This is a genomic window from Paenibacillus terrigena DSM 21567 (genome assembly GCF_000374845.1).
Lineage (GTDB): Bacteria > Bacillota > Bacilli > Paenibacillales > Paenibacillaceae > Paenibacillus_K > Paenibacillus_K terrigena.
The window spans coordinates 145,989-167,347 of record NZ_KB895414.1 but is presented as its reverse complement, the minus strand read 5'-3'; the positions used below and the strand labels follow the sequence as shown (position 1 = coordinate 167,347).

The following is a 21,359-nucleotide window of genomic DNA, read 5'->3' as shown; positions in this document are numbered from 1 at the left end:
AAATCATAGGATTTGTGGACTACAGATCCGTTATATGCGATGTAATCCATCGAACAGATTCGTTTTATCGCAAATAACGGAACCTCGGTCCGCAATCGTTGAATGATTGGTAGAAACCGAGCGAATAACCGGAACCATAGTCCGTGGACAACTCAAAGTGACGAACGTAATATGCTATTATCCAAGTTTGTACTTATCGAAGCATGTACGTTCTAAATCGGTCTTGGCCACTTGCCACACGCAATATTTGCTGATCGACTAACCGGTGCAAAATACGTCTGACATGCCGGTCGCTCACTTTCAAATGTGCAGCAAGCTCTAGCGGTGTGAGCGGCCGCAGCACACGTCGAGCGAAACGAACGGTCTCAGCTTCTAACCAAGACAATGAAGATGCTACATCTGTCGCGATAAATTTACCGATAAAAGCAAGAACGAGCTGCTGACATTCTTTTGGCTCATCCGTAATGGAAGGGTACGCCACAGGCAGGAATATCCACCCATCAAGGGCTAGAAGGCAATGCCGTGTGCATAAATCCTTAAATCTTCTCACATCCAAATCACGAGCATGCGGTCCATATCCCTGTATCTCAATACCTCCTTTGGCACCCCCGGGCATATAGGCCAGGTCTAGATAACGGTAGCCGTTTTTGAAATCTCGCACTTCCCATTCTGGATACAAGTGATCAAAATGACCAACAACGGGAAACCATATCGTCCGTAGAAATTCCACCGTCCCATGACCTAAGCCCTTTTGGAGAATCTCACGTCTTCTATGGTTTTTTTCTTCATCCATATTCTGTTGCAACCACTGTTCATATCGTTCTTTAAACTGTCCCATATCGATGCATCCCTCCATTTTAAATGCAACAAAAAGCCGCCTCGAATGAACTGATCCAGAGCGAATGTCTGGAAAGTTACTCGAAGCGGCGTGTGCTTCACGACCTATAGAATTAGTATAGCGATCATGGATAAATTATACAATATTTGAACCTTCCGATTTCATTCTAAAGGATCATTACCTTATTAAAATTACCGTGGTCAAGCCCCCATGTAGTAGACATTGAAAAAAGCCCTTAGGCAGCCAGCTGGCGTCGGACAGCTTCTTTAATCTTCTTTATGGTCGGTTCTGGTCAATTCGCCTTTGTGCCTCTAACAATAACGTTGACAATAGTAAATTACTATAATACACTTACTTACTATAAGTAATCTTAATCTAAATTTAAACTTGAATTTGTAAAAAATGGCGCAGTGCTCAGGACGAAGCGTACAGGAAAAACGAGGTCTTGTGAGCATACTTTAAATATCGGAGTGTACGAGCTGAACTGCGTTCATGGATCTTTACAGGCGTATAGGATTCATGTCATCTAGGGAGGGAACCATGAATATGAAAAATGAAGGAGTACAACCAAAGTTTGAATTCGGACTTTATACACTAGGAGATTTATCCATAGATATACAGACAGGGCATAAGATCAGTCCAGCACAGCGATTGCATGAAATTGTGGAAGCCGCGAAGCTTGCAGATGAAGCAGGGATTGATGTGTTCGGCGTCGGCGAGCATCATCGGCTGGATTTCGCATTATCATCCCCACCCGTTGTCCTAGCTGCCATCGCGCAAGCCACGAAACGTATTCGATTAACGAGCGCCACAACCGTACTCAGTACTGCGGATCCTGTCCGTGTCTTCGAAGATTTCGCAACATTAGATTTGCTCTCGAACGGGCGTGCTGAGATCATCTCCGGTCGGGGAGCCTTCTTGGAATCCTTCCCATTATTCGGTTACGCATTAGATGATTACCATGCCTTGTTCCAGGAAAATCTAACATTACTGCAAGAGCTCAACCGTCATTCCAAGCTAACCTGGAAAGGTGCGTTCCGCAGCGATCTTCAAAATGCTGAAATTGCGCCGAGACCGATACAGTCCGAACTTCCGATCTGGATTGGCGTAGGTGGAACGCCTGCTAGTGCTGCGCTTGCAGGGACTTATGGTACGGGAATGGCCCTTGCCATTCTGGGAGGAGACCCATCGAAGCTGCAGCACCTCGTCAAAACCTATCGACAAGCTGGTAAGAATGCGGGACATGACCCTCAGCATTTACAAGTAGGAATCACGAGTCACGGTTATATTGCCAAGACGACGGAGCAGGCTTTTAACGAATTTTATCCTTATTATGCGAATTACACATCACATTTCAACGGAAACCGACTAGAGTCGAGCACCTTGACGCGGGATGCATTCGAGCAGCTTGCGGGTCCAGATACGGCATTAGCCGTAGGCAGTCCAGAGCGTATTGCCGAGAAGATTCTCACGCAGCATAAGATGTTCGGGCATACACGGTATATGCTGCAGATGGACATTGGCGGCGTTCCATTCTCTCGAATCGCTGCTGCGATCGAACTGTTAGCAACCGAGGTTGCTCCAATCGTGCATCGTGAGCTTCGTAAGCAATCCCAAGATAGATCTATAAGAACATAATACAAATCATATAGACTGGCATCCACGTACTGCGGATGTCAGTTTTTAGCATATTGACAAATGGGGTGAAACGATATATCTTTAACTCAAGATACTTGAGCGCAACATAAGAAACAGTAGAATCGAGGAAATGAAGATGGCGAATCATACCGAGGAAGAACAGCTTACATCACTTAAACTGCTCGTCGTCCTCTCCAAGGCTTATAAGACAATTATGGATAGTGTATCGAAGGATATTCGGACCTATGATCTGTCGCCTTCCGAATTTGGCATCTTAGAGGTACTCTTTACGAAGGGGAGAATCCCGCTTCAGCAGATTGGTGAGAAAATTCTGATCACAAGCGGTACGATGACCTATAACATTGATAAGCTCGTGAAAAAAGGCTGGATTGCCCGTATTCCATCGCAGGAGGATCGTCGAGTCATCTTCGCGGAGCTCACAGCGCAAGGCCAGGAATTCTTCGGACAAATCTTTCCTCAGCATGCCGACCGAATCCACGAGTTATTGGGTGGACTCTCCCAAGCGCAGAAGGAAGAGGCGATCGAGATGCTGAAGTTATTAGGTAAAGGGGCTAATGGTGCGTAGCCCGTTTTCTTCGCCTTAAAATCTTTAATTAAAGAATATTTAATTGAAATAAATTCATACAACAACAATTAAAGGAGTCGTGATCATATGTCAACATTTCGTTCGATTGAAGGAATTTTCAAAGGCGCACCTTTTCAAATGGTTGGAGACGGGTTTCGTGTATCGAATTATTTCCCATCCGGGAACCCATTCCTTGAACGGTTAAGTCCATTTATTCTGCTGGACTATAATTCGCCCTATGAATTTCCGCCAGCTCGTGCTGCCAGAGGTGTCGGAGCGCATCCGCATCGTGGATTCGAGACTGTAACGATCGCATATGACGGGTATGTCGAGCATCATGATAATGCAGGGAATCATGGCGTCATTGGGCCAGGCGATGTGCAATGGATGACGGCAGGCTCGGGTGTACTGCATAAGGAGTACCAAGAGCAATCGTTCGCAGAACGCGGCGGCATCATGCATATGATTCAGCTGTGGGTGAATCTGCCGCAGGTGAGCAAAGTGAGTCCACCGAAATATCAGGAATTGCTGAAAGATCAAATGGCGTATGTGGGGCTGCCGGGTGATGCGGGAACGGTTCGTATTATTGCAGGTGAGTTCGAAGGCGTGAAGGGTCCAGCGGAGACGTTCACACCTGTTAATCTATTCGACATCACCTTGAAACAGCAAGGACAGGCAAGATTTACCCTTCCGCAATCTTTCAATACGGCGATGTTGGTCCTACAAGGCCAAGTGAAAATTAATGATGAGTCCGTTGTTTCGGCATCTGAACTGGTCCTCTTTAAGAACGAACAAGGAGAAATACTGATCGAAGGAATGACCGAAGACGTGCTTGTGATCGTTCTTAGCGGAGAACCGATTCATGAGCCGATTGTTCAGCACGGGCCGTTCGTCATGAATACGGAGCGGGAGATTGTTGATGCCTTCCGCGATTTGCGAATCGGTAAGTTCGGCAACCCGAACTTCTGATAAAAGGAAATAAATATGAAAGAGGCGATGTGTTCTCGATTTGATATGGAATCGGGAACTATCGCCTTTTTGATCTCATAGGGTTTTCAATCGTATCGGCTTTAATGTCTCATCTAGCTTATCCAGACGATAGTCATGTTCTTGAAGATATTCAATAATATCTCTGAGCAGTTCAGCCGTCTCCAGGCGATCATGCATCAAGATCACAGGCCTCCTGCCGCGATGACGCAGCTTTCGAACGCGCCTTTTCACGGCTCGAACAGACCGATAATCTCGATATTTCCAATCTCGACTATCGACATTCCAGTCCCAGAGCAGGTAGCCCCAGCGCTCCACCTCATCAAAATAGGAGGGTCTCATATGTGGAATGCTTCCATAAGGAGTACGGACGAGTCGCGTGTCTTTGCCCGTTACCGCACGGAGTGTGTTCCGTGTGTCATTGAACTCCTCGATGACGGATTCCTTCGAAGCATAGAAGAGCTCCGCGCGGTGTGTCACGCCATGCAGTCCAATGGCATGGCCCTCACGAACGATGCGCATAGCCGTGTACGGATGCTCAAGAATATGCGGCTTCAGCATAAAAAAGGTCGCCTTCGCATCATATTCCTTCAATACATCTAGAATTTGTTCGGTGTATTCGTTGGGACCATCATCAAAGGTAAGGTAGGCGATTTTGGGATCGCTGTCGGTACGTATTATCGATTTTTTATGATGCTTTAATGGTTTGATCTTCGGTTTTATCCTACTTCTCACGATCATAAGAACGGTCTTCTCCCCTCCAAGAGGAATCTCGTACGCCATTTCCACGAAACAACCAGTTGATTCGCCGTCTTTATTTTATATACATTTCATACTAATATAGTGACTCCTTGAAAGAAAAAAAAGACGCTTTTCCACTACCCTGGAAGGAGGACCGCCAAGTGAAAACCCGAAGTGGTTATCAGTATAAAGGGAAGGGCATTTCTATTATTACCTGTACCAAACGCCCTCATCATATTCAGAATATATTCGAAAATTTCAATAGACAGAATTGGGTAAAGAAAGAACTGATCATTATTCTGAATAAAGATAGCTTGGATATTGAAGAGTATCGGGAAATGGCTCGGGATAATGACAATGTATCCGTATATCAGTTGCCTGAAGACACCTCGCTAGGCGCATGTTTGAACTATGCGGTCCAAGAATCGAAGTATAATACTATTGCGAAGTTCGATGACGATGATTATTATGCGCCAAGCTACTTAACTGGCTCGATGCTGGCGATGAAAAAAAGCGGTGCCGACATTGTTGGCAAACGCGCATGTTATGCGTGGCTCAAAGGGAATCAGAAGCTGATCCTTCGGTTTCCTCAGTATGAACGTAGGTACGTATCGATCCTCCCGGGTGCGACGTTGGTCTTCAAGAAGAAAGTGTTCAAGAAGGTTCAGTTCCCGGATCGCAGCAATGGGGAGGATGATAAATTCTGTCGAGACAGCAGAGCACGGGGCTTTCGTGTCTACTCTGCGAGCAAATATAACTTTGCAGCGATCCGAGAGAAAAATTCGTTGGGGCATACGTGGGTGATTAGTGATCGAAAGTTATTATCAGCGGATGTCAAAGTGATTCAAGGGGTACGCGACTACAAAAAATACGTAACCAAGTATATTCCTAAGGCTACACTATCGTCTCGTGGTACTCGCTCGTATCAATCACGATAGGTGCGTTTAAGGCGTAATTGTTGCTTGCTGCGATGGATTTGAAGACATCGACGCGTCCTACTGATTGGGCCCATTCTTGCTGCGTTGAGCGGTTGGATGGGTTCTTCAGGACTTCTCGACGTACATCGAGAAATTTGGCGAGCCACTTCTTCTCATCAATGCCTTGCTGAGGTGATCCGCCTACAGCAGTATTAGTTCGCTTGATTAAAGCAGACAAGCTATCCGGATCGTTCCCGCCGCCATGCTGGATGATGGTGTCATAGAGCACCGCCATGGAGAGCGGAAGCTGCAGTCCTGCTGTGCTCGCATAGGAAGCGGAAGGACGATAATACCAATCATCGACCACTTCATCTTGAACGGCGCGGAATGTGGTGTCTTTGCCAAGGGATTTCCAAGCTTTATCAAATCCAGTCAATCGTGATACATCAGCTTGATTCCGAGCACGATTTAACCGGTTTAGTTCGGGCAGGAAAGGGGCGAGTTTATTCGAAGGGACGCGATTCGTGTACCGTTTAACGACTTCGTATGCATCACCTGTACCTGTCGTGAATCCAGCGCGACCGCAAGTAAAGCCTCGGCCATCATGCAGGTTCTTGGCATAGCCGTATTGGATCGTAGTAACGCCGTTCTCGAACAGGCTGATCAGTTTCTCGGCGCGTAGCTTTTGTGCGGATGTTAGCGTCGAGGAGATGGAAGCGTCACTGTATATTTTTACTTTGGAGGGTGCTTCCTTGGGTGTTGTGTAAGACGTACATCCCGTCATCAGCATGACGATCGTTACTGTTGTAAGAAGGATTCGATTCATAGGTGTTCTCCTTTGTCACATCGTTGGAATGATTTTGATTTTGGGTTAGTATTCCGTAAACACCAGAAATCATGAAGGAACCCTGCGTGTGCACAGAAATTAAAGTTTTTGAGGAGAAATCCACTTTTATAGGTCGTTGAGACTATAGCGGGAGGCTCTGGACAGGTAAGGATTATCGTTATGATAAGACCAGCCTGATGGGGGTATCGAAAGGCCTAGTACAGTGGTTATTCTTTGAGCTAGAAGGCAAGATGTGTAACAATAAGACGAGTGTAGGGTGTCCACATAGAACACTCTATTGTTGTGTATGGCCATGAAGCCTGCCCTATTAACCGGATCCAAGGTTACGGGGTTGGCTTTTTTGCTTTCCTATGGAATGATATGGTATGTGTCAAAAGGTGTATACGAAAGTAAAGACTAGTATATAGAAGATAGGCATGTATCTTTCTATACTAAAACTAAGAAGAGAGCATTGAGCTGATCACCTCAGCCAATCATCACTTTTCGAGATCACTAGGGAGGGTTCATATGAGAAGAAAAAGTAAATCACTCTTGATCGTATTATTCGTCCTCAGCATGGCATTAACGGCATGCGGCGGCACGAAAGAGGAAGCACAGAAGCCGGCAGAACCGGCGAAGGAACAGACGCAAACGCAAGAAACGCCGAAAGAAAATGAAGTGATCGAAGTATCTACCGTTGCGCAGAGTGACCCGTATTTGAAATTCGACGAAGGCGAGAGCTTCGACAAGAACGCCGTCTATGATCAGTACGAAAAAGATATTGGCGTGAAGATTACGAATAAATGGGTAGCAGACGTCACGCAATTCAAAGAAAAATTGAAAATGACGATCGCATCGAACGATATTCCGGATCTCATGCTTGTGGAAGCGACACAGCTCAAAGAGTTGGCAGAAGCTGACATGATCATGGATATCACAGATGTATACGACAAGAATGCAACGGACAATACGAAGAAGTTCCTGACGATGGACGGCGGCATGCAGATGAAGACCGCGACGATCGACGGAAAATTGATGGGAATTCCGAGCTCCTACAATCCGTACAATTTCCAATACTTGTACGTACGTACGGACTGGCTGAAGAAATTGAACCTGCCTGAACCGAAGACGATGCAAGACGTGATGACGATCGCCGAAGCCTTCAAGACGAAAGACCCAGGCGGCACAGGCAAGCCTTACGGTCTCGCAGTCAGCAAGGAACCATTCAAAATCGATACAGGTGTAACGGGTCTCCGCGCATTCCTCAACGGCTACCATGCGTATGAGAATATGTGGATGGAAGATGCGAGCGGCAATCTCGTGAACAGCGACATTCAACCGCAAGTGAAAGACGCGCTCAAAGCGCTGCAGGATATGTTCAAGAAGGGATTAATCGATCCTGAATTCGCGGTTAAAGATACGGAAAAAGAAGCAGAACTTCTCTATAACAACAATGTAGGTCTTGTATTCGGTGCATCCTGGACGCCTGCACAGCTGGTGAAGGGCGCGGTCAAAGACGGTAAAGTCGTGCAAGAGTGGGGCGCATACCCAATCCCATCCGCGGATGGTAAACCGACACTGAATCAAATTGGCTTAGGTGTGGATCAGTATTATGTTATTTCCAAGCAAGCGAAGCACCCAGAAGGCGTAATTCGATTGCTGAACGAATGGATCGTAGTGGATAATACGATGACTCCGACAGATGACCAAAAAACCATTTTGTTTGGTAAAGACAAAAAAGAAAAAGGCAGCAACTACTGGCTGCTTAGCCCACTACGCGTTGGTAAACAGCTAGATAACAACGGCGAGATTCTGCCGAAAGCGATTGGGACGAAAGATGCTAGCATTCTTCAAACCGCAGATCAGAAGGGTCGTTATGAACGTGCGATGAAATTTATCGATGGCACCGATATCAATATGTGGTGGGAACCGCTGATTTCGGGTCCGAACGGCGCTGTATCGCATAACCCGAAAATCCTGCAAAACAAAGAGTACCTGCAAGACAAATTCTATGGCGCAGCTACGCCTACGATGGTAGATCGTCTAGAAATTCTGAAGAAGAAACGTGACGAAATCTATTTCAAAATCATTATGAACCAAGTGTCTGTCGATGAATTCGATAAATTCGTTGCAGAGTGGAAGAAGCTTGGCGGCGATGACATTACCAAAGAAGTGAACGAGTGGTACGCAAGTCACAAATAATCACATGATGGTTGATCTGAGGGGTTGAATCATAACAACCCCTCTTTTAATACAGCGAGGTGAAATTCATGAATGTATTGACAAGGATGTGGAAGAGAGAGTGGCCTCTTCATATGATGCTGCTACCAGGATTAATCTTGGTATTGATCTTCTGTTATTACCCGATGGCTGGTATTATGATGGCTTTTCAAAAGTATATCCCGAACAAAGGTCTGTTAGGATCCCCCTTTATTGGAATGAGAAACTTTCAATTGTTAATCGAATACCCCGATATCGGAAGAGTCTTTCTGAACACGATTTATATTGCGGTTATGAAAATTATTGCCGGATTGATTGTGCCTATCACGATAGCGATTCTGCTCAATGAGCTGCGGAAAGAATGGGTCAAGCGGACGTTCCAGACGCTCGTATACTTGCCACACTTTCTATCTTGGGTTCTATTAAGCGGTATTTTGGTTGATATTCTATCTCCATCCTCCGGTATCCTGAATCAAGTGCTCGGCATATTTGGGATCAAGCCTATATTCTTCTTAGGTGATAATGCCTGGTTCCCCTATGTGATGGTCATATCGGATGTATGGAAGGAGTTCGGGTTCGGGACGATCGTCTACCTGGCTGCACTAACTGGCATTAATCCATCGCTGTATGAAGCAGCTGAGATCGATGGGGCTGGGCGATTCAAGCAGATATTGAACGTCACACTGCCAGGGATGATGCCCATCATTATCCTGATGCTCACACTCAATATCGGTAATGTACTGAATGCTGGCTTTGAGCAAATATTCAACCTGTACAGTCCGCCGGTATATGAAAGTGCGGATATTATCGATACTTTCGTCTACCGTATGGGGGTCCAACAAGCACAGTTTGGATTCGCGACAGCGGTGGGTCTGCTTAAATCCATCGTATCCTTTATCTTCATTTCGGTTTCTTATGTCTTAGCCTATCGGATAGCGAATTACCGCATCTTCTAAGGCACGCGTCGGTAATTCAGAAGGGAGAGACACACATCGTGCATAATAACAGATCATGGTCCAGAAAGTTATTCCTGGTATGCAACTTCATCATTTTGGCATTCATATCCTTTTTATGTCTTATGCCTATTATTCATATTCTAGCGATCTCATTCAGCTCCGGACAGGCGGCAGCAGCCGGTAAAGTCCTACTCTGGCCGGTTGAATTTACAACCGCTGCTTACGAAAACGTATTCGGAAAGCCGGAGTATCTACGCGCATTCTGGATCTCGATTCAGCGGGTTATTCTAGGGACAGTAATCAGTATGGCGCTGACGATTATTACAGCGTATCCATTGTCCAAAGATTCCAGGCAATTCCGGCTGCGTACATTCTATGCATGGGTATTCGTCTTTACGATCCTCTTCAGCGGAGGTCTGATCCCGACGTATACTACGATTAAGTCCCTCGGCATGATCGATACGATTTGGGCGCTGGTTCTACCGGGAGCTGTCGCAGTATTCAACATCATTTTGCTCCTCAATTTCTACCGCAGTCTGCCGAAGGAACTTGAGGAATCTTCGCGAATTGATGGAGCAGGACATTTCAAGACGTTATGGAAAATATATGTACCGTTGTCATTACCTGCATTGGCAACGACAGGCTTGTTCACGATGGTAGGGCATTGGAACAGCTGGTTCGACGGGATGCTCTACATGAATCATACGGAGAATTATCCGTTGCAGACCTTCTTGCAGACGGTCATTGTAAAATTAGATTTCCGGTTCATTAAGGCGGAAAATGTCGAATTGGCGCTCAAAGTGTCGGATCGCACGAGCCGGGCAGCACAGATTTTCGTCGCAGCATTCCCAATTCTCATCGTATATCCGTTCTTACAACGATTCTTCATTAAAGGAATTGTGATGGGGAGTGTCAAAGAATAGTATTGCAGAATAATTTCGCTACGATACTATTAGGGGAGAGAACAGCTAATGAAGAGTAAATTCATGTTACAAGACTCCTCCATTTTCAAGAAAATTATGGCTGCCTTTTTGGCGGCCTTGTTGCCGCTTATGCTCATTACATGGATGATCAATGAGCGGGGTTCGGAGAATATCCGGACTGAGATCTCTTCTTCGATTCTGAATACGACGAGGTTTTATATGGATTCGTTAGATAAGGAAGTGGATCGAATCAGTCGATATTTGCCGAATTATGTCATGGACAAAGATTTAATGGAAATTGCGACAACAGGCACAGCGATGAGTTATTATGATCGGGCTAAGATGGTGCTTGATATTCAGCGCCGCTTGGATTTGATGAAAAATTCGAGTCCATTTATTCGTGAAGCGAGGGCGTATGTCCCATTAATCGACCGTACGATATTAAGTCTGAAATTCGAGACGGCCATGGATCAGCAGGAATATAGAGCGATGCAGCAGAGCACGAAGAAGTATGAGGAGCCGTTTATCTATTGGAAGGAACGATTGTTCATCACGATGCAATACCCGAGCAGCTTCGCAAAAAATCCGATCTATCTCGTCGGGGTGGAGTTGTCAGCGAATAAGATCCGTGAGACGCTCGAGCAGATTGGGAGCTCGCGAGGCGGACAGACGGTGCTGATGAACTTAGATCGCGGATGGGAAATTTCTGGGGCGCATGATCCGAAACTGCTTGACGAGATGCGAGCATACGCCAAAGAAGTTCAGCGTTCGAATGCACAAGAAGGTTATGTGACCTTGCATGTCGATGGGGAACGATATTTAACAGTCTACAAGTATTCAGAGCTCTGGCATTCGTATTCGATTACGAGTATACCGGAAGCGAATGTGCTCGGCCCATTACAGAAGTACCGATTGTTGTTCTGGGGCGCATGTGCGCTCGCCGTATGTATTGTGTTCTTCTTTTCTTATTTTCTACTAAGACTCATCTATCGGCCATTAATGAAGTTGGTCCAATCCTTTCGGCGCGTACAGCAGAACAGGCTGGAGCCAATTCCTATTGATCGTGGGCAGGATGAGTTCGGTTATTTGTACCAGGCCTTTAATGATACGGTACAGTCCCTTAAGACATTAATCGAGGAAAACTATGAGCAGCAAATTCGCAATCAGCGCTCCGAGCTGAAACGATTGCAATCACAGATCAATCCTCATTTCTTATATAACTGCTTTTTCGTCTTATGCCGTCTGATCAAGTCCGAGCATCAGAAGGAGAAAGCTTATCAATTTTGTCTGCATATCGGACAGTATTTTCAATTTATTACGCGCAATGACGAGGATGATATCCCGCTGGAGCTTGAAGTGAATCATTCTCGCACCTATGTGGATATGCAGACCATTTGTTATGGGGAACGCATTCAGGTCACCTTTGAAGGGGAGGTACCGAATACTTTGGTACCGCGACTAATTTTGCAGCCTATTATCGAAAATGCCTATAAGCATGCGCTTGGGAATATGGTCCAGCAAGGTGAACTATGGGTTCATATGGAACGCAGCGGTAAGGATTTTGCGTTATACGTCGAAGATAATGGCAAGGGAATTACCGATGAAGCGATTGAACAGCTGAATCTTCGGCTTCGGCAATCTTCCAATCGGATGGAAGAGACAACAGGACTCATAAATGTTCATCGAAGAATACAATTGCGTTATGGAGCAGAGTATGGCATTACAACGTCGCGTTCTGAGCTAGGCGGACTGCAAGTCAAAATCAATCTGAGTGTAGACTAGAGGGGGAACTCGCATGTACCGATTGCTAATCGTGGATGATATTCCGATTATTGTGGATGGACTGCTCGAATTATTCGAACATACGGAGCATTTGAAACTCGAGCTATTAAAAGCCTATTCCGGTGAAGAGGCGCTAGAAGTCATGCGGCAGCAACGCGTTGATATTGTTATTTCGGATATTAAGATGCCTGGCCTGGAAGGGATTGAATTATTGCAAGAGATTAAGGCGGAGTGGCCGGACTGCAAGGTTATTTTTCTAACAGGCTACAATGATTTTCATTATGCGAGAAGCGCGATTACTTACGGCGGCTTCGAGTATATTCTGAAGGTTGAGAGCGATGAGAAGATCATCGAATCGGTCGAGCGCGCGATTACAACCTTAGAGGCCGAATATAATCAGCAGCAAATCATTGCAAGGGCTCAAACCAAGATGCGGCAGGCTTTGCCGTCATTGCAGAAGGATTATTTGTGGGGACTCTTCCAAGGTAAGCAGGTCACGCAAAGCCAGTTGGCGCGTGCTTTTCAGGAAATGGATATCCCACTGGATGCGAGCCTGCCTGTGTTTATACTGATTGGTAGGGTAGATGCGTGGAGAGAAATGTTCACGACACCGGATAAAGCGCTACTGACGTACGCATTCCAGAATGTTTGCGATGAATATTTATCTTCGCAAGTACGAAGCTTTTCCTTCGTATATGATTTGTCGAGAATCGTCTGGTTAATTCAGCCTCTGAGAAGTGAGCCGAGTGTGAACGAATTGCAGGCTTTGGATTGGGGTCGTGCATATCGCTATACTAGCGGGATCCTGGAGACGGTACAAGGAACTTGTAAGCGATTGCTTAGTCTCCCGGTGTCATTCGTGCTCGGAAGTGAGCCCACACTATGGGAGAACGTGTCCGATCGATTCCATTCCATCAAATTTGGGCTGGCGCACGGCCATGGATTGTCTAGTGAAGTCATTCTGACGGATATTGACATGCAATCCGAAGAAGAGAACGATAAAGCAGGAGCATACCATGATTGCTTCTATCATTCTCGTATTCAATTGCTCATGACCTGTGTGGAGAACAATCATCGGGAACCGTTCAATAAGCTATATGTTGAACTGACTTCGATCTGGAATGATCCAAAGACCTCGCATGAGCGGAAGACGGAGTTGTACCATTCCCTATCTGCCGTATTCTTGTTCTACATTCACAAGAATCGGGAGTTCCGAGACTATGTCAATACAGTGCTGGATTTGGATCGTCTATTTCAGCCGAAAGATGCGTCATCCTGGCCGGATATGATTCAATATTTCTGGCAGCTCGCAGATTATTTGTTCGAATGGAATACGATGCGAGGCACCCAATTGCCGACGGAAGTCGTCAATAAGGTCCATCGCTATATCGAAGAGAACATTTCGACGGATATTTCTCTGAATGCGCTCGCAGATTACGTCGGGCTAAATCCATCGTATTTGTCCAGGCTATATAAGCAGATTACGGGAATCGGTCTCTCTAAATACATTAACGATTATAGAAACTTAATTGCCCAGGAAATGCTTCTGAAATCGTCAATGAAGGTGGGCGAAATTGCAACCGCGCTAGGATATAACTCAGCGTTGGCCTTTATCCGATTCTTCAAGAAGCAGAATGAGGTGACACCGCAAGAATACCGTATTGTACGTTCGAGCAGCTAGTCCTTCAGGTCAATAATTGTATATGAAATGTCAGTAACGATCTCTTTCCTGAACCAAGGGTCTGCGCTTAATATGAAAGTCAGAGGGTGAACTTGAGGGGGAAATGACTTGAAAACATTAACAGCGGTACTACTTGGCGCAGGAAGTCGAGGACGCTATATTTATGGACCTTATGCAGAAAAATTTCCGAATGAACTGAAAATCGTCGCGGTCGCAGAGCCTGATGATGAGCGCAGGAATAATTTCGCGGCAATTCATGAGATTGCACCAGATCAAGTATATGATTCGTGGGAGAAAGCTTTTGAGAAAGGACGAATTGCAGACGTAATGATCATTAGTACACTCGATCGGATGCATTTCGTACCGGCGATGAAGGCGATGGAACTTGGCTATCATGTCCTATTGGAGAAGCCGATGTCTCCTTCGCAGGATGAATGCATTGCGCTCGAGCAGGCTTCGCTTAAGCATCAACGTCTGCTGATCGTAAGCCATGTACTTCGTTATACGCCGTTCTGGACAGGCATTAAGAAATGCATCGATCAGGGCGAGCTCGGAACCGTCGCGACCATTCAATTGACGGAGAATGTTGGATATCGTCACATGACGCACAGCTATGTTCGCGGGAACTGGCGGAATTCCGAAGAGACGAGCCCGATGATTCTCGCGAAATCATGCCATGACCTGGATATTATCTCTTGGTTAATGGGACAGGAATGTACGAGTGTGAGCTCCTATGGCTCGCTTCTGCATTTCCGGCCGGAGAATGCGCCGGTAGGCTCCACGGATCGCTGCATTAGCGGCTGCGAAGTCGAGAAGGAGTGCGCGTTCTCGGCGCTTAAGATGTATATTGATCCACCGCATCATCCATGGGCGCGGTACATGACGAGTGACCTATCGCAGGAAGGGATTCTAAAGGCGCTGCATGAAGGTCCGTTCGGACGCTGCGTGTATCGCTGTGACAACAATGTGGTGGACCACCAGATTGTGAACATGGAGTTCACGAACGGCGCCAACGCGTCCTTCATCATGTCAGGCTTGACCGAAGGTGGTGCCCGCAGGGTACAGATCATGGGGACGCACGGCGAGATTATCGGCGATATGGATTCAGGTATCTATACATTGTACCGTTACCTGACAGGCGAGAAGCTGGAGATTAACTGCAACACGAGTGGCGACGGACACGGCGGCGGCGACGAACGCCTCGTTAGCTCCTTCCTGCGTGAAGTGAGACGCTTCGACCATAATCCATCGTATGGATTGACTTCCGCGACAGCCTCACTGCAGAGCCATCTGATAGCATTCGCCTCTGAGCAATCTAGATTGAACGGTGGACATCCGATGAAGCTCGCCGATATGGTAGCGAATCAACAGGTTACGAGTGGCGTGTAGAATAACAAGAAGAGGGCTGTTCCAAAGCGGAACAGCCCTCTTTGTTGCTTCTCAAACCTTAATCACGTGCTTGCTCTACTTTCTTCTTCGCACGAAATCGCCGCACTTTCATCAGATTCCCACACATCTTGTCATCGCAATACCGTTTGGTACGATTCCGTGTATCATCATAGAACACCCATAGGCAATCCGGGTTGTCGCAGATTCGGATGCGATCGCTAGCACCTTCGATGATGTTGCGGGCGAAATCCGTCGTAATCTCCGCCATGACTTGCTGCCAATCGGACCGGTTGGGAAGTGATGCAAGGTGTAAGCCGTCTGCATCACGTAGCAATCTGCGCGTATTATCACCTTGAGCTAGAACCTTATTTAGAAGATCAAGATTCTCCTCTGTCATGGAACCGCCCTGTGATAGACGAAGCGCGATGTGATGCAATTGCGTTCGGAAGTGCTGCAGCATAAGGATATCCACCTCATGGGCTGGTACGGGGGCAGATAAGCCGTAAGTATCCAGATAACGTGTCTGCCAGGTTGGCAGTAGAAGCCGGTCTTCAGAGCGGCCGCTCCCGCGCCAATCATGCCACTGGCTATTCAAAAAGTCTGCCCATAACGAATGAATCATAAGTGCCTCCTGCTAGTACTGTAACTACTAAATTAAATTTAGATAGTTACATATATCGAAAGGTTATGGTATATTCTAATTGCATTGTAACGTGTTAATTTGAGTTTTGCTAGTTACACTTTATGCCGGGAGGATGATGTTTCGTGCAGCAGAATCGTGTTCAGAGCTTGGTATGGCAATGGGATCATATTTGGGAGAAGGAAGAGTGGATTGCTCCTGTAACTACAGTACTAGAAGGGATACCAGCGGCTTCAGCAGCGTGGGTGCCGCAAGGTGGAGGGAACTCCATTTGGGAGACACTGAATCATATGAATTACCACAACGAGCGGAGATGGCTTCGTCTTAACGGGCAAGAAGTAGGGCCGAAGAACATTTCCAATGAGGAGACATTCAGAGGCCATATCGATCCGGAGGATGAGGAAGGATGGCAGGCGGTGGTAACGAAAGCCAGAACCATCTCAGCGGGACTTCGTGAAGCACTTGGACAATTAACGGAAGAACAACTGGATGCGCCTTATGCTTCAACAAGCTTAACATTAGGTCAAGAATTACTGAACTGGATCATGCATGATGCTTATCATGCAGGTCAAATCGTATTGATTCGGAAACAGCTAGGCGTATGGCGCCAATAAGTACGACATGCATGCAATAAAGCTCAGATTTCTTCCGTGTGAAGGACCTGAGCTTTCGTCTTGTTACAGTGAGCTACGTTCCATAATTTGATGAGCAACGAGTGTACACGATGGAATGTCTTCCCCTTGAATACGTCGAATGAGAGATTCTGCTAGGCTTCTTCCAATCTCCTCGACCTGATAGTCAACGGTCGTGAGCGGTGGATCGATGTAATTCAGCATATCAATATTATCAAATCCCATGACACCGACCTCGCCAGGAACATCTACGTTGGAATCCTTCAATGACTTTAATACCTCCAGTGCGAATACGTCGCTCGTGCAAAAAATAGCCGTTCGGCTGCGTGTTTCCTGCAGCTCCGTATGTATTGCCGTCACATAGTCTTTCTCGGTGATGACCGTATAGTTGACACTAGGTAATTGTAGAAGAGCAGCCTGAAACCCGAGATAGCGCTGTTCGGGTACATGGATATTTTCTTCGCCTTTGAATCGGAGCGGAGGACTCACATAAATGATATGCTGATAGCCTTTCGCAGCAATATGACGTACTGCTTCTTGGATAGCCGCTTGATCGTCGATCCATACGTGGGGAAATTGTTCAGACAGCTCATTCCCGAAGGTGAGGATGGGCGTACGCGTCTTGTGCAGCAGGGATTCGAATGCTGTTCCCGCATTGATGGGATTCAGGGCAATCCCGTCCACCCTTCGGTCGATCAGATTATGTATATACTCAATCTCAACGTCCTTGTCCTTATGGGATAAGACAAGGTAGACGAAATACCCGTGCTGTCTTGCAACTTCTTCAAAGGCATGGAACAGCTGGGCGAAAATCCGATTATGGACATCGAACATGACGATACCCAGTGTTCGGGTTGCGCCTTTTACCAGACTTTGACCGAGATAGTCAGGACGGTATCCGAGCTCTTCGGCTGCCCTCAGAATTTTCTCCCGTGTCGCTTGTTTGATGCCGGGGCGATTGTTAAGGGCACGATCTACGGTACCTCGCGTAACGCCGCATACTTCTGCAATATGTTTGCTGGTTATCTTTTGCATTTGCTATTCTCCGGTCCTCTCAAGATTATGGATTTATCGTATCTCAATTCGTGAGTTTGGTCAATTTGTGCACGTGAACGTATATGCCATGTGAACGATTTCCGGATTCGAAAAGTATGGTTTACAACCGAAATAAGTATTGCTACAATTAACCCGTGCACGTGAACGAAAAATAGATCATTTCGATTGTTGGATTTGGATTCAACCTACAAAGGAGATCGAACCTATGAGCAGATTCACCTATCAAGGCGAGCAAGCGAAGGAGATATCGTTCCCACTCGGTGGTATTGGATCAGGCAGTTTAGGGTTATCAGGAAGTGGACGATTGATTGACTGGGAGCTTTATAACCGTCCGAACAAGCAAAGTGATAACTATTTTAGTCATTTTGCGATCAAAACGGAGGCAGACGGTGAACTGCTGGATACACGTGTCTTGCATGGTGATCTGCCGCCAGGACATATGGGCAATATTCGTTATCGCCATCATGGCGGATACGGGTTCGGGCCAAATCGATCGACATTAGCCGGCGTTCCGCATTTTGAATCCCTGACCTTTCAGGGGGAATTTCCAATTGCGAAGCTTGCTTTTGCTGATCCGAAGTTCCCAGGCAGCGTAAGCATGACGGCATTCAATCCCTTCATACCGCTCAATGATAAGGATTCGAGTATTCCGAGTGCGTTCTTTGATATTGAGATCACCAATACCACAGAACGAGTGCTAGATTATACGATTTGTTTCACGGTTTCGAATCCATTCCTAGATGAGCAGCGGGTAAGCCGATATGCGCATATCCAGAATTTCCATATGATCAAGCTAACTTCAACGGGCCTCGCAGCGAATGATCCGAAATATGGCGATATGACGATGGCGACGGATTGCGAGGATGCCAGCTACCAGGAATACTGGTATCGCGGCGATTGGTTCGATAATTTGGAGATGTATTGGAATGACTTAACGACGGTAGGTAAATTCAAGAATCGCTCTTATGACGATGCACAATCGAAAGCGGTTCCAGAACAAACCGATCATAGTACACTCGCAGCGCATATTCAGCTATCTCCGGGGGAGAAACGTAGTGTGCGGTTTGTGCTCAGCTGGAGCTTCCCGAATGTTGTGAACGATTGGAACCCGCAACCATGTCCATGTGCAACGGGGAACTGTGATCCATTGGTCCATAATGCATGGACGAACTATTATGCGACGCTATTCCCGAATTCCAGCGCGAGTGCCGCGTACGCATTGCAGCACTGGGATCGATTGTACCAGGAGACGTTACTGTTCAAAGAAGCACTATTCACATCTACGCTGCCGCCTGCGGTACTGGATGCTGTCTCTGCGAATATTTCCATCCTGAAGTCGCCGACCTGTCTGCGATTAACCGATGGATCATTTTATGGCTGGGAAGGATGTCTACCGGATCAAGGATCATGTGAAGGCTCATGTACGCATGTCTGGAATTACGCCTATGCGCTGCCATTCTTGTTCCCAGCGTTGGAACGGTCGATGCGAGATTTAGACTTCCGCTATAATCAGCGAGAAGATGGACGGATGGCATTTCGTTTGCAGCTGCCCATCGGGAGAGCGGCGAATAATTACCGAGCGTGTGCAGATGGACAATTCGGCGGCGTCATGAAGACCTATCGCGATTGGAAAATTTGTGGGGATACGGAATGGCTGAAGCGGAATTGGCAAGCGGTGAAGAATTCGATCGAATATGCCTGGGCGGATACGAATGAGGATCGCTGGGATGCGAATAAAGATGGCGTTCTTGAAGGAAGACAGCATCATACGTTAGATATGGAGTTGTTCGGACCAAACGCCTGGTTGAATGGCTTCTATCTCGGTGCGCTGAAGGCCGGAGCAGAAATGGCTGAAGCACTGGGAGAGATAAATACAGCCAGCGAATATCGAGCGCTATTTAATCGAGGAAAAGCTTGGACGGATGAGCATTTATATAATGGTTCTTACTATCATCAAATCGTGGATATCACGGATCCATCGATTCTAGCTTCGTATGATGCTAGTGCGATGAAGCATTATTGGAATGCGGAGAAGCAGGAAATGAAGTATCAAATCGTTGACGGATGCGGCGTGGATCAAGTCGTCGCGCAATGGCATGCCAATCTAAGCGGTCTTGGTGAAATTTTCGATCCGCAGCAGACGAGATCCGCGCTTCAAGCCATTTACAATCATAATTTCAAGAAGAGCATGCAGAACGTATTTAATCCTTGTCGAATCTATAGCTTGAATGATGAAGCGGGTGTTATGATCTGTGACTGGCCGGAAGGGACGCAGAAGCCTGCTGTACCGCTCACTTATGCGCAAGAGACGATGAACGGGTTTGAATATCAGGCTGCGATTCATATGATTCAAGAAGGGCTCGTGAATGAAGGGCTGGAGATTGTTGAAGCCATTCGGGATCGATTTGACGGATACAAACGCAACCCATGGAACGAATACGAATGCGGAAGCAACTATGCACGGTCTATGGCGAGTTACGCGTTAATCCCGACATTAAGCGGATTCGAATACAATATGGTGCAGGGGATGATTGGGTTCAATCCTGTCTCGCAAGAGGCGGAATTCCAATGTTTCTGGTCACTTGATTCAGGTTGGGGCATCTTCCGTAAGTCTGCAGCAGGCGCATCCTTATGTGTCTTGTATGGGGAGCTGGCGTTATCCACGTTGCGTTTGCCATACCTGGAAGGTGATCAGATCGAATCGATCCTGCTGGGCGACAAGGCATTAAGTTATCATTTCGAGGCAGGGGCTATCTTGTTCCCAGAGTACGTGACGATTGGTTCCGGGAAGGCGATTGAGTTAAGAACGGTATAATTTATTAACTTCATATTGAGGTAATAGGACTGCGAGGACTGCGAGCTTTCGCAGTCTTTTTGTGTTATACGAGATCCATGGTTCGTTACGGATGATCTGCCATCCAGTGGGTAGAATAAGGATGTTTGAAAAAGGGGAAGACATACTGCCTAAGGTGAAAGGAAGGATGCAAGGTGAAGGACGAAGAGAAAGACATGATGACGAAGCCGTACTACGCAAAAATGAAGAAGAACTCCGTGTTCCGCAATCGGATTATTATTCCTTATCTTGTGCTTATAGCCGTATTTATTGTGGCTTGTATTTATTATTCCATGAAGTCATAACAGGATAAATAGGAGGTTGGCGATGGAAAAGCATAAATATTATGTGTCTGTACAATCAAACTCGATTGTTAGAGAACAGGGTGCAACGCCGTATGAATTTGAGATCTATGCATCGCAGGAGGAAGTGGACCAATTACAGCATCTGCTGGAGATGAAGATGAACTGGGATGATCGGGCGTATTTCCGCGCACATATTCCAGGTTATCCTTATCATGTTGATCCAGAGAATGATTCGTACGACCATTATTTAACAGAGGTGTATAAGCAAATTTATCAATGCGGTACGGATGAGACGAAGCAAGCAATGCAAGAGATGCGAATACTCGACCAGCTGCAGGATATCGGGGACACGTAGAAGGTTGCTATTGAATGTAATAGGGAGTGGATGTAAAATTGGGTTAGTCTGGAA

At 46.5% G+C, this 21,359-nt stretch carries 19 protein-coding genes; 14 read left to right on the top strand and 5 right to left on the bottom strand.

Annotation, left to right across the window (positions count from 1 at the left end; translation table 11 throughout):
* Positions 1 to 193 precede the first annotated feature (193 nt).
* Positions 194 to 838 (bottom strand): transcriptional regulator, encoded by a 645-nt coding sequence (locus C558_RS0108780; RefSeq protein ID WP_018755891.1) that lies wholly within the window; start codon positions 836 to 838, stop codon positions 194 to 196.
* Positions 839 to 1,378: 540 nt separating this feature from the next.
* Between C558_RS0108780 and C558_RS0108775 the strand changes: the two genes are divergently transcribed.
* The 3 genes from C558_RS0108775 to C558_RS0108765 all read left to right on the top strand — a co-directional run bounded on the left by C558_RS0108775 (position 1,379) and on the right by C558_RS0108765 (position 4,031).
* Complete coding sequence (locus C558_RS0108775) at positions 1,379 to 2,476, top strand: LLM class flavin-dependent oxidoreductase (protein WP_018755890.1); 1,098 nt, start codon at positions 1,379 to 1,381, stop codon at positions 2,474 to 2,476.
* Positions 2,477 to 2,612: 136 nt separating this feature from the next.
* A complete protein-coding gene (locus tag C558_RS0108770) occupies positions 2,613 to 3,062 on the top strand; it encodes a MarR family winged helix-turn-helix transcriptional regulator (RefSeq protein WP_018755889.1) in 450 nt (149 codons plus the stop codon).
* 87 nt (positions 3,063 to 3,149) lie between these two features.
* The gene (locus C558_RS0108765) at positions 3,150 to 4,031 is read left to right on the top strand and encodes a pirin family protein (RefSeq protein WP_018755888.1); all 882 of its coding nucleotides are present in this window, start codon (positions 3,150 to 3,152) and stop codon (positions 4,029 to 4,031) included.
* Positions 4,032 to 4,106: 75 nt separating this feature from the next.
* Here C558_RS0108765 and C558_RS0108760 read toward each other — a convergent pair whose 3' ends face one another.
* Positions 4,107 to 4,790 carry a polysaccharide deacetylase family protein gene (locus tag C558_RS0108760; RefSeq protein ID WP_018755887.1) on the bottom strand — a complete coding sequence of 228 codons (684 nt, stop codon included), beginning with the start codon at positions 4,788 to 4,790 and terminating at the stop codon, positions 4,107 to 4,109.
* A 161-nt stretch (positions 4,791 to 4,951) separates the two neighbouring features.
* Between C558_RS0108760 and C558_RS0108755 the strand changes: the two genes are divergently transcribed.
* Entirely contained in the window at positions 4,952 to 5,728 is a 777-nt protein-coding gene (locus C558_RS0108755; protein WP_018755886.1) for a glycosyltransferase family 2 protein, read from the top strand.
* Here C558_RS0108755 and C558_RS0108750 read toward each other — a convergent pair.
* Positions 5,685 to 6,533, bottom strand: coding sequence for a chitosanase (locus tag C558_RS0108750; RefSeq protein ID WP_018755885.1), 849 nt, complete (start codon positions 6,531 to 6,533; stop codon positions 5,685 to 5,687). The two genes, C558_RS0108755 and C558_RS0108750, sit on opposite strands and share 44 nt — an antisense overlap.
* 528 nt (positions 6,534 to 7,061) lie before the next feature.
* Here C558_RS0108750 and C558_RS0108745 point away from each other — a divergent pair.
* The 6 genes from C558_RS0108745 (at position 7,062) to C558_RS0108720 (ending at position 15,484) form a co-directional block, all read left to right on the top strand.
* Positions 7,062 to 8,735: an extracellular solute-binding protein gene (locus C558_RS0108745; RefSeq protein WP_018755884.1), complete on the top strand. Its 1,674-nt coding sequence runs from the start codon at positions 7,062 to 7,064 to the stop codon at positions 8,733 to 8,735.
* A 68-nt stretch (positions 8,736 to 8,803) separates the two neighbouring features.
* On the top strand, positions 8,804 to 9,709 hold the full coding sequence (locus tag C558_RS0108740) for an ABC transporter permease (RefSeq protein WP_026263800.1): 906 nt from the start codon (positions 8,804 to 8,806) through the stop codon (positions 9,707 to 9,709).
* Positions 9,710 to 9,831: 122 nt separating this feature from the next.
* Positions 9,832 to 10,632, top strand: coding sequence for a carbohydrate ABC transporter permease (locus C558_RS0108735; protein WP_245583763.1), 801 nt, complete (start codon positions 9,832 to 9,834; stop codon positions 10,630 to 10,632).
* A 48-nt stretch (positions 10,633 to 10,680) separates the two neighbouring features.
* Positions 10,681 to 12,414 (top strand): sensor histidine kinase, encoded by a 1,734-nt coding sequence (locus C558_RS0108730; RefSeq protein WP_018755881.1) that lies wholly within the window; start codon positions 10,681 to 10,683, stop codon positions 12,412 to 12,414.
* 13 nt (positions 12,415 to 12,427) lie between these two features.
* Positions 12,428 to 14,095: a response regulator gene (locus C558_RS0108725; RefSeq protein ID WP_018755880.1), complete on the top strand. Its 1,668-nt coding sequence runs from the start codon at positions 12,428 to 12,430 to the stop codon at positions 14,093 to 14,095.
* A gap of 108 nt (positions 14,096 to 14,203) precedes the next feature.
* Positions 14,204 to 15,484 carry a Gfo/Idh/MocA family protein gene (locus tag C558_RS0108720; protein ID WP_018755879.1) on the top strand — a complete coding sequence of 427 codons (1,281 nt, stop codon included), beginning with the start codon at positions 14,204 to 14,206 and terminating at the stop codon, positions 15,482 to 15,484.
* A gap of 58 nt (positions 15,485 to 15,542) precedes the next feature.
* Here the strand turns inward: C558_RS0108720 and C558_RS0108715 are convergent, their stop codons facing one another.
* Positions 15,543 to 16,106: a CGNR zinc finger domain-containing protein gene (locus tag C558_RS0108715; RefSeq protein WP_018755878.1), complete on the bottom strand. Its 564-nt coding sequence runs from the start codon at positions 16,104 to 16,106 to the stop codon at positions 15,543 to 15,545.
* A gap of 143 nt (positions 16,107 to 16,249) precedes the next feature.
* Between C558_RS0108715 and C558_RS0108710 the strand changes: the two genes are divergently transcribed.
* Positions 16,250 to 16,738: a DinB family protein gene (locus C558_RS0108710; protein WP_018755877.1), complete on the top strand. Its 489-nt coding sequence runs from the start codon at positions 16,250 to 16,252 to the stop codon at positions 16,736 to 16,738.
* Positions 16,739 to 16,801: 63 nt separating this feature from the next.
* On the opposite strand, the gene C558_RS0108705 is transcribed toward C558_RS0108710, so the two are convergent.
* Positions 16,802 to 17,791: a LacI family DNA-binding transcriptional regulator gene (locus tag C558_RS0108705; protein WP_018755876.1), complete on the bottom strand. Its 990-nt coding sequence runs from the start codon at positions 17,789 to 17,791 to the stop codon at positions 16,802 to 16,804.
* Positions 17,792 to 18,017: 226 nt separating this feature from the next.
* Between C558_RS0108705 and C558_RS0108700 the strand changes: the two genes are divergently transcribed.
* From C558_RS0108700 to C558_RS0108690, 3 genes are all read left to right on the top strand, one after another.
* Positions 18,018 to 20,627, top strand: coding sequence for a GH116 family glycosyl-hydrolase (locus C558_RS0108700; RefSeq protein WP_018755875.1), 2,610 nt, complete (start codon positions 18,018 to 18,020; stop codon positions 20,625 to 20,627).
* 173 nt (positions 20,628 to 20,800) lie between these two features.
* Positions 20,801 to 20,950: a hypothetical protein gene (locus C558_RS33700; protein ID WP_018755874.1), complete on the top strand. Its 150-nt coding sequence runs from the start codon at positions 20,801 to 20,803 to the stop codon at positions 20,948 to 20,950.
* 22 nt (positions 20,951 to 20,972) lie between these two features.
* Positions 20,973 to 21,305 carry a hypothetical protein gene (locus C558_RS0108690; RefSeq protein ID WP_018755873.1) on the top strand — a complete coding sequence of 111 codons (333 nt, stop codon included), beginning with the start codon at positions 20,973 to 20,975 and terminating at the stop codon, positions 21,303 to 21,305.
* The last annotated feature ends 54 nt before the right edge of the window (positions 21,306 to 21,359 follow it).

Bases quoted from the DNA above. Each gene is read 5' to 3' on its own strand.
- C558_RS0108780 (WP_018755891.1), bottom strand. From the start codon at position 838: ATGGGACAGTTTAAAGAACGATATGAACAGTGGTTGCAACAGAATATG.
- C558_RS0108775 (WP_018755890.1), top strand. From the start codon at position 1,379: ATGAATATGAAAAATGAAGGAGTACAACCAAAGTTTGAATTCGGACTT.
- C558_RS0108770 (WP_018755889.1), top strand. From the start codon at position 2,613: ATGGCGAATCATACCGAGGAAGAACAGCTTACATCACTTAAACTGCTC.
- C558_RS0108765 (WP_018755888.1), top strand. From the start codon at position 3,150: ATGTCAACATTTCGTTCGATTGAAGGAATTTTCAAAGGCGCACCTTTT.
- C558_RS0108760 (WP_018755887.1), bottom strand. From the start codon at position 4,790: ATGATCGTGAGAAGTAGGATAAAACCGAAGATCAAACCATTAAAGCAT.
- C558_RS0108750 (WP_018755885.1), bottom strand. From the start codon at position 6,533: ATGAATCGAATCCTTCTTACAACAGTAACGATCGTCATGCTGATGACG.
- C558_RS0108745 (WP_018755884.1), top strand. From the start codon at position 7,062: ATGAGAAGAAAAAGTAAATCACTCTTGATCGTATTATTCGTCCTCAGC.
- C558_RS0108740 (WP_026263800.1), top strand. From the start codon at position 8,804: ATGAATGTATTGACAAGGATGTGGAAGAGAGAGTGGCCTCTTCATATG.
- C558_RS0108735 (WP_245583763.1), top strand. From the start codon at position 9,832: ATGCCTATTATTCATATTCTAGCGATCTCATTCAGCTCCGGACAGGCG.
- C558_RS0108730 (WP_018755881.1), top strand. From the start codon at position 10,681: ATGAAGAGTAAATTCATGTTACAAGACTCCTCCATTTTCAAGAAAATT.
- C558_RS0108725 (WP_018755880.1), top strand. From the start codon at position 12,428: ATGTACCGATTGCTAATCGTGGATGATATTCCGATTATTGTGGATGGA.
- C558_RS0108715 (WP_018755878.1), bottom strand. From the start codon at position 16,106: ATGATTCATTCGTTATGGGCAGACTTTTTGAATAGCCAGTGGCATGAT.
- C558_RS0108705 (WP_018755876.1), bottom strand. From the start codon at position 17,791: ATGCAAAAGATAACCAGCAAACATATTGCAGAAGTATGCGGCGTTACG.
- C558_RS0108700 (WP_018755875.1), top strand. From the start codon at position 18,018: ATGAGCAGATTCACCTATCAAGGCGAGCAAGCGAAGGAGATATCGTTC.
- C558_RS0108690 (WP_018755873.1), top strand. From the start codon at position 20,973: ATGGAAAAGCATAAATATTATGTGTCTGTACAATCAAACTCGATTGTT.